The organism is Priestia sp. P5_B4 (assembly GCF_056400385.1).
Genome location: NZ_JBFULJ010000141.1, coordinates 1 through 7322, shown reverse-complemented (window position 1 = coordinate 7322; position 7322 = coordinate 1). Strand labels below are relative to the sequence as shown.

The window sequence follows — 7322 nt, the reverse complement described above, 5'->3', positions numbered from 1 at the left end:
ATTTTATAGGTGGAGGGAAAGAGTTGGTTACAAGCACAAGTGAAAAATACGATAAAATCTTACAGGCAGCGATTGAAGTTATATCTGAAAAGGGGCTTGATAAAACGTCAATTTCAGACATTGTAAAGCGTGCAGGCGTAGCTCAAGGAACTTTTTATCTTTATTTTAGATCCAAAAATGCCCTTGTTCCTGCTATTGCAGAAAACTTACTTTCTTTGTCGCTTGAAAAAATTAAAGAAAGAGCTAAAGCAGCAACAAATTTTTTAAGTACATTAGAGGTAATGATTGACGAAACGTATAAAACAACAGATGAATATAGAGATGTTCTTGTTTTATGCTATTCGGGGCTTGCTTTTGACTATTCATTAGAAACATGGGAAGCTATTTATTTACCTTATTACAACTGGTTTGAAGAGGTATTAAATGAGGCTGTAAAAAAAGAAGAAGTCATCAAGCAGCTTAACGTTAAATGGACAGCTAAAACGATGATCAATTTGATTGAAAATGCTGCTGAACTTTTTTATATCGGGCGAGAGCAAGATGTCACACTTGAGCAATCGAAGGAAGAACTTTTTCAATTCTTAAAGCGTTCTCTTGTGCCATCCGTGTAATATTAGCGCTGCTGGTATTACACCTATCAAAATGACTGACATTCATTCAAAATATATAATCAATTATCAGAATTATAAGTTTTTAAAAGTTTAAAATGACTGACAATCAGTCGTTATTTAATAAGGAGGTATCTTATGGATCGTACAGCCGTTAAAACGTTAACTTTGAATATGTACATAAACGGAGAGTGGAAAAAAGCAGAGAAGCAGCGTCCTACTGTTAATCCAGCTACAGGTGAAGTGATTGGATATGCTGCAGAAGGCAGCATAGAAGATATGAAAACAGCGATTGGAGCAGCACGAGAAGCCTTTGACAGCGGAATTTGGTCTGAGACTTCTGCATCTGAAAGAGCAGCTATCTTATTTAAAATTGCCGATAAGCTTGAAGAAGCGAAAGAAGAATTAGCAGCGCTAGAAACAATGGATAACGGAAAGCCCTATCGCGAAGCTGAGGCTGATGTGGAAGATGCAGCTGCTTGTTTTAGGTATTACGCTGGATTAATTACAAAGCCAGACGGTCAAACGTACAGTGTTCCGGCACCTATGCAAGCAATGGTTATAAAAGAACCAATTGGGGTGTGCGGACTGATTGTACCTTGGAATTATCCGCTGTTGATGAGCGTGTGGAAAATTGCACCTGCTTTAGCTGCAGGAAATACGATTGTATTTAAACCTTCTGAAGTGACACCGGTTACTCCTACAAAACTTTTTGAGATTTTAGAAAGCGTAGGATTGCCAAAAGGAGTAGCAAACCTTGTTATGGGAGCCGGAGATACTGTGGGAAATACGCTTATTCAAGATAAGCGTGTTGATAAGATTTCCTTTACAGGAGGAACGGTAACTGGAAAACACATTATGCGTCAAGCAGCAGAGAATGTAACGAAAGTCTCTTTAGAACTTGGAGGAAAGTCACCGAACATTATATTTGCTGACGCTGATTTTGAAACAGCTGTAGATTATGCCTTATTTGGAATTTTTGCAGGGAGCGGCCAAATTTGCGCTGCAGGTTCTCGTATTTTAGTAGAAGAAAGCATCGCTGAGAGATTTATCGAACGTTTTGCAGAGCGTGCTCAAAAAATTAAAGTAGGAAATGGAATGGATCAAGAGATTGAAATGGGCCCTCTTGTAAGTGAAGAACATATGAAAAAAGTATTAAAGTACATCGAAATTGGAAAGCAAGAAGGCGCCCGCCTTGTATGCGGAGGCAATCGAATCACTAGCAGTGGATTGGAAAAAGGATTCTTTGTAGAACCTACGGTTTTTAGTAACGTTACGTCAAATATGAAAATTGTGCAAGATGAAATCTTTGGACCCGTTGTCGTTATTCAAACGTTTAAAGACGAAAAAGAAGCTATTAAGCTTGCAAATGATACGGAATATGGTTTGGCAGGCAGTGTGTTTACAAACGACGGCGCAAAAGCTCTTCGGGTGATTAAAAAGCTGCGTGCGGGCATCACTTGGGTAAACGCATATCATTTTACATTTAACGAAGCGCCTTGGGGCGGATATAAGCAGAGCGGAATTGGTCGAGGACTGGGCACGTTTGGATTGGAAGAATTTCAAGAAGTAAAACAAATTAATATTAATTTACAAGTAGAGCCAATCGGCTGGTTTAAAAATTAAAAAGTAGAGAAGGAGCGATATAAAAATGAATACAGTGACGAAAAATCAAGAGGTAAACAAAGCATATGGTGAAGTAAACGAATATATCAACAAAGTATTGGGGCTTATTGAAAAAAGCCAAGTGTCAGCTGAAGAAGCACAGTGGATTACGAAAGAAACAGTAGACGGATTTCGTGAGCATGTCAACCCAGGCTTTTTAGAATATCGCAAAACAGTAACGGTGGATACGCAGTTTGCAGCTGTTGAATGGTCAGATGAAGGCTCTTGTTTTACGGATGTAAACGGTAAAAAATACATTGATTGTTTGGGCGGATTTGGAATTTATAACGTGGGGCACCGCCATCCTAAAGTAGTCAAAGCTGTTCAAGATCAGCTTCAGCGTCAAGCGCTCCATAGCCAAGACTTATTAGATCCACTTCGTGCGATGCTTGCGAAAATTTTAGCAGATATTACACCGGGTGATTTGAAGTATTCCTTTTTCACAAACAGCGGAACAGAAAGTGTAGAAGCCGCTTTAAAATTAGCGAAAATGTATAGTGATCGAACAACGTTTATTTCCACAACACGTTCTTTTCACGGAAAAAGTCTAGGTTCTTTATCAGGTACGGCAAAAGGAATGTTCCGTAAACCATTTCTGCCGTTAATTCCAGGTTTCCGTCACGTGCCGTTTGGTGATATTGACATGATGCGTAAAACATTTGAAACGTGCGCGCTTGTAGGGGAAGATGTGGCAGCTGTTTTATTAGAACCGATTCAAGGAGAAGGTGGCATTATTCTTCCTCCTGAAAATTATTTAAAAGAAGTGCGTGCACTATGTGATGAGTACGACGCTATCTTAATTTTTGATGAAGTTCAAACAGGTATGGGACGTACCGGTGAAATGTTTGCATCAGAACTATATGATGTTGTACCCGATATTTTATGTCTTGCTAAAGCGTTTGGAGGAGGAGTTATGCCTGCTGGGGCAGTCGTAGCAAAAGAAAAAGTGTTTTCAAGCTTCTTTGATAATCCTTTTATGCACACAACAACGTTTGGAGGCAACCCGCTTGCCTGCGCAGCCGCTATTGCAACCATTAACGTGTTGATTGAAGAACAGCTGCCAAACCGTGCAAAAGAGCTGGGAGAATATTTCCTTGCTGGTTTAAAGAAAGCCGCTGAAAAACATGGAGATAAAGTACTTGAAATCAGAGGGCAAGGTTTAATGATTGGAATTGAGTTTCACCAAGATGAAATTGGCTACGCGCTTTCTAAAGGTATGTTTGATGAAGGGATTCTAGTAGCCGGGACGCTTGTAAACTCTAAAACAATTCGTATTGAGCCGCCGTTGACTATTTCAGCGGAAGAAGTAGATCAAGTCATTTCTACATTTGAAAAAGTATTAAATGAGCTGAACCACCAATAAATGTAACAAGGAGCAACGAATATGAGTCGGCAAACGTTTCTTATTCCCGTATTGCTTTCAATGATTTTAGTAGTGGAAATGCCTAGCGACTAACTGAAATCATTGAAACGGAGGAGTAAATTATGAAATATCCATTGTCCCCAGATGTCAAACCAGAATTTTGTACAACGGGCTCATTTATGAGGCTGCCAGCGGAAAGAGAAAATGCAAAAGTAGGGCTAGTAGGGATGCCGTTTGATACGGCAGCATCTTTCAGAGTAGGTGCGCGCTTTGCACCTCAGGCAATTCGGCAAGCTTCCATGACGCTGTTTCCTTATCATCCGGTACACGACGTATATCCATTCGATGATACAAATGCTATCGATATTGGTGATGTGCCCGTGATTCCGCATAATATTCACAGAAGCTATGAATTAATGGAAGAAGCGGTAGGCACTCTTATGGATAGAGGAATTGTTCCAATTGGAATTGGAGGAGATCATTCGATTACCTTGGCAAGCCTTCGTGCTGCTGCTAAAAGATATGGTCCAGTAGCTATGATTCATTTTGATTCTCATACAGACACGTGGGATACGTATTACGATGAAAAATATTGGCACGGATCTCCTTTTATACGCGCATATGAAGAAGGGCTAGTAGATCCAAAGAAGGTCTTTCAAATTGGTATCAGAGGAACATTAAATCATCCGGGAGATGTTCAAGAAAGCAAAGGCCTCGGTTATCATGTAGTAACGGCCGGGGAGCTTGAACATCAAGGATTTTCAGTGATTTTAGAGCAAATGAAGACAGCGATTGGAGATACTCCGTGCTTTTTAACGTTTGATATTGATTTTGTTGATCCTTCTTGTGCACCAGGAACAGGAACGCTTGAAGTAGGCGGATTCAGCAGCAGAGAAACGCTGAAAATGATCCGTTCTCTGGCGGAATTTAACTATGTTGGATTTGACCTGGTGGAAGTGCTGCCTTCTTATGATCCAACTCAGATAACCTCGTTGCTTGCAGCTACAATCATTCATGATTTTGCTAGTTTAGTTGCAGTGAAAACGAAAAGAGAGTCATTGGATACGATGATTGAATAACGGCTTGTAAGCAGAAATCCCTCTTATTCAGAGGGTATTTCTGCGTTGATATAGCAGGAGATTAGGAACATATAGCTATTTAAAATAAAGCGCTTTCATAATATGATAAAAGAAAAAGATAGGTTGTTAGCAACCCTTACCAACTTAAAGAAATAAATTATATATTTGCTATAGTAAATGTAACTACTCTTTATATAAAAATGAATGAAAGTCATTCATTTTTATATAAAGAAATTAAATACAGGCATTTATGGATTTAATTGTCAGAATGTTCTTAATAAATAGAAGGGGGAAGATAAATGAAACATGAAACAGTAACATTAAAAAGGTCGTTGAAATTATGGCAGATTGTATTAATGGGGATCGGATATATGACTCCGATGGTAGTGTTTGATACGTTTGGGATTGCGTCTGATATGACGAATGGACACGTTCCTACGTCTTATATCATAGCCCTTGTCGGGATGCTTCTCACGGCAGTAAGCTATAAAAAGATGATTCAAGTGTTTCCAAATGCAGGGTCAGCTTATACATATACGCAAAAGACAATCAATCCACATTTAGGATTCTTAGTTGGCTGGTCTGCACTAATGGATTATCTCTTTTTACCGATGGTTAACGCACTTATTTTTCAAATTTATTTATCATCTATTTTTCCTTCGGTACCATCGTGGGTTTGGGTTGTCAGCTTCGTCATTATCGTTACGCTGCTAAATTTACGAAGCGTTAATTTCACCGCCAATTTCAATACGTTTCTTGTTATATTTCAAATGACGATTTTAGTATTGTTTGTTGCTGTTTCAATCAAAGCCTTGCTAGGAGGAATGGGGGAAGGTACTCTTTTTTCTATGAAGCCTTTCTTTAATCAGAACATGACGTCATCAGGGCTAATAGCGGGAGCCACACTTATGTGTTTTTCCTATTTAGGATTTGATGCAGTGGCTATGTTATCAGAAGAAACGCCTAATCCTAAAAAAACGATTCCGCAAGCTATTTTTTTAGTTGCGTTAATCGGAGGAGTCATGTTTACCGTGACATCTTATTTTATTCAAGCGGTTTTTCCAACGTTAGAAGGATTCAAGCATCCAGACGCTGCGGCTCCTGAAATTGCTATGTATGTGAGCGGTACGCTGTTTCAAATTGTCTTTTTAGCTGGAGGAATTGCAGGAACATTATCATCAGGCATGTCATCGCATGCAAGCGTTTCGCGTTTATTATACGTAATGGGACGCGATCGAATTTTACCTCAGTCATTTTTTGGTTATGTTCATCCTAAGCTGCGCACCCCTTCGAGAAATATTGTATTAGTCGGAGTTGTATCAGCAAGTGCCATTTTCTTCAGTCTGGCAACAGCTACGTCATTTATTAACTTTGGAGCACTCATTGCGTTTTCTTTTGTYAATATTTCGGTTATTGCGCACTATGCTGTTCATCAAAAGCAGCACCGGTCGGCTAAGGGATTTTGGTCATACATTGTTATGCCACTATTAGGAGCAGCAGCGATTGGCGTTTTATGGCTTAACTTGGAGCGCAACTCCTTTTTACTTGGTATTGGCTGGGGGATTGCTGGTTTGGTTTATTTAGCGTATGCAACGAAAGGTTTTAGAAGGCAGCTGTCTTCCATTGAGTTTAAGGAAACAGAAGAAATGTCACCTTTGATGAAAGTCGGAGAAAAGTAAGGATAGAAACTACCTGTTTAAGCCTATCTTATTAAGGAAGCCACATTTATGGATTACGCATTTTGAACGTGTTACTATGTAAGAACGATAAGATAGAAAAAGGTAGGTAAATTATGATTAAAGCAGTTGTGTTTGATTTTGATGGATTAATTATTGATACAGAATCAGTGTGGTATGAGGTATACCGAGAAATGTTAGAAGACAGGGGAGTAGATCTACCGATTGCAACGTTTGCTTCTTATGTGGGAACGGATGCTACGGCACTTTACGATTACTTGCTTCAGCAGTTTAACAATGAGTTCACAAAAGAGGAACTAGCTCAAGAATCGTTAAGACGTCATCAAGAAAAAATGAAATCATTAGTAGCCCGAGAAGGTGTAGCGGAGTACTTGGCAGAAGCAAAAGAACTTGGATTGAAAATTGGTTTAGCAAGCAGCTCATATCGCGACTGGGTAACAGCTTTTTTAAAAGAGCTAGATTTGCTGCACTATTTTGAAGTAATTCAAACGCGCGATGATGTAGAAAAAGTGAAGCCAGATCCGGCTCTTTACCGAAATGTAATTGAAAAGCTAGGAGTAGAGCCCTCTGAAGCTTTGGCATTTGAAGATTCTTCTAATGGAGCAAAAGCTGCTATGGCAGCAGGCTTGCGCTGTGTGATTGTACCAAATCCGTTAACTAAACATCTGTCGTTCGAAAGATATCACTTACACATCGAATCGATGAAAGAGAAAAGTTTAAAAGAAGTGATTCAGTATCTTTGTATTGAAGATTAAAAAGAAAGGACGCTCCTGCTGCGTCCTTTCTTTTTTTATAGAATAGATATAATTTTTTTAATTAAAAAATAACGAATCAGCTTGTTTAAATAGATAAAACTGATATAATGATAACGATTATCAGTTTCAAGAGTCGATTATCTACATAAAGATAC

General features: G+C 39.0%; 6 protein-coding genes. All 6 read left to right on the top strand.

Going from position 1 to position 7322, the window contains the following annotated elements; translation table 11 throughout:
* The first annotated feature begins 23 nt into the window (after positions 1–23).
* Positions 24–611 carry a TetR/AcrR family transcriptional regulator gene (locus AC1DRF_RS12965; RefSeq protein ID WP_029324845.1) on the top strand — a complete coding sequence of 196 codons (588 nt, stop codon included), beginning with the start codon at positions 24–26 and terminating at the stop codon, positions 609–611.
* Positions 612–746: 135 nt separating this feature from the next.
* Positions 747–2234: an aldehyde dehydrogenase family protein gene (locus AC1DRF_RS12960; RefSeq protein ID WP_053486867.1), complete on the top strand. Its 1488-nt coding sequence runs from the start codon at positions 747–749 to the stop codon at positions 2232–2234.
* 25 nt (positions 2235–2259) lie between these two features.
* The gene (locus AC1DRF_RS12955) at positions 2260–3636 is read left to right on the top strand and encodes a putrescine aminotransferase (protein ID WP_013055571.1); all 1377 of its coding nucleotides are present in this window, start codon (positions 2260–2262) and stop codon (positions 3634–3636) included.
* Positions 3637–3758: 122 nt separating this feature from the next.
* Complete coding sequence (gene speB / locus AC1DRF_RS12950) at positions 3759–4715, top strand: agmatinase (RefSeq protein ID WP_427075648.1); 957 nt, start codon at positions 3759–3761, stop codon at positions 4713–4715.
* A gap of 299 nt (positions 4716–5014) precedes the next feature.
* Positions 5015–6394, top strand: coding sequence for an APC family permease (locus AC1DRF_RS12945; RefSeq protein ID WP_097824248.1), 1380 nt, complete (start codon positions 5015–5017; stop codon positions 6392–6394).
* Between the two features lie 116 nt (positions 6395–6510).
* Positions 6511–7167 (top strand): HAD family hydrolase, encoded by a 657-nt coding sequence (locus tag AC1DRF_RS12940; protein WP_208757603.1) that lies wholly within the window; start codon positions 6511–6513, stop codon positions 7165–7167.
* The last annotated feature ends 155 nt before the right edge of the window (positions 7168–7322 follow it).

Coding starts and splice junctions, on each gene's coding strand:
- AC1DRF_RS12960 (WP_053486867.1), top strand. CDS start 747: ATGGATCGTACAGCCGTTAAAACGTTAACTTTGAATATGTACATAAAC.
- AC1DRF_RS12955 (WP_013055571.1), top strand. CDS start 2,260: ATGAATACAGTGACGAAAAATCAAGAGGTAAACAAAGCATATGGTGAA.
- speB (WP_427075648.1), top strand. CDS start 3,759: ATGAAATATCCATTGTCCCCAGATGTCAAACCAGAATTTTGTACAACG.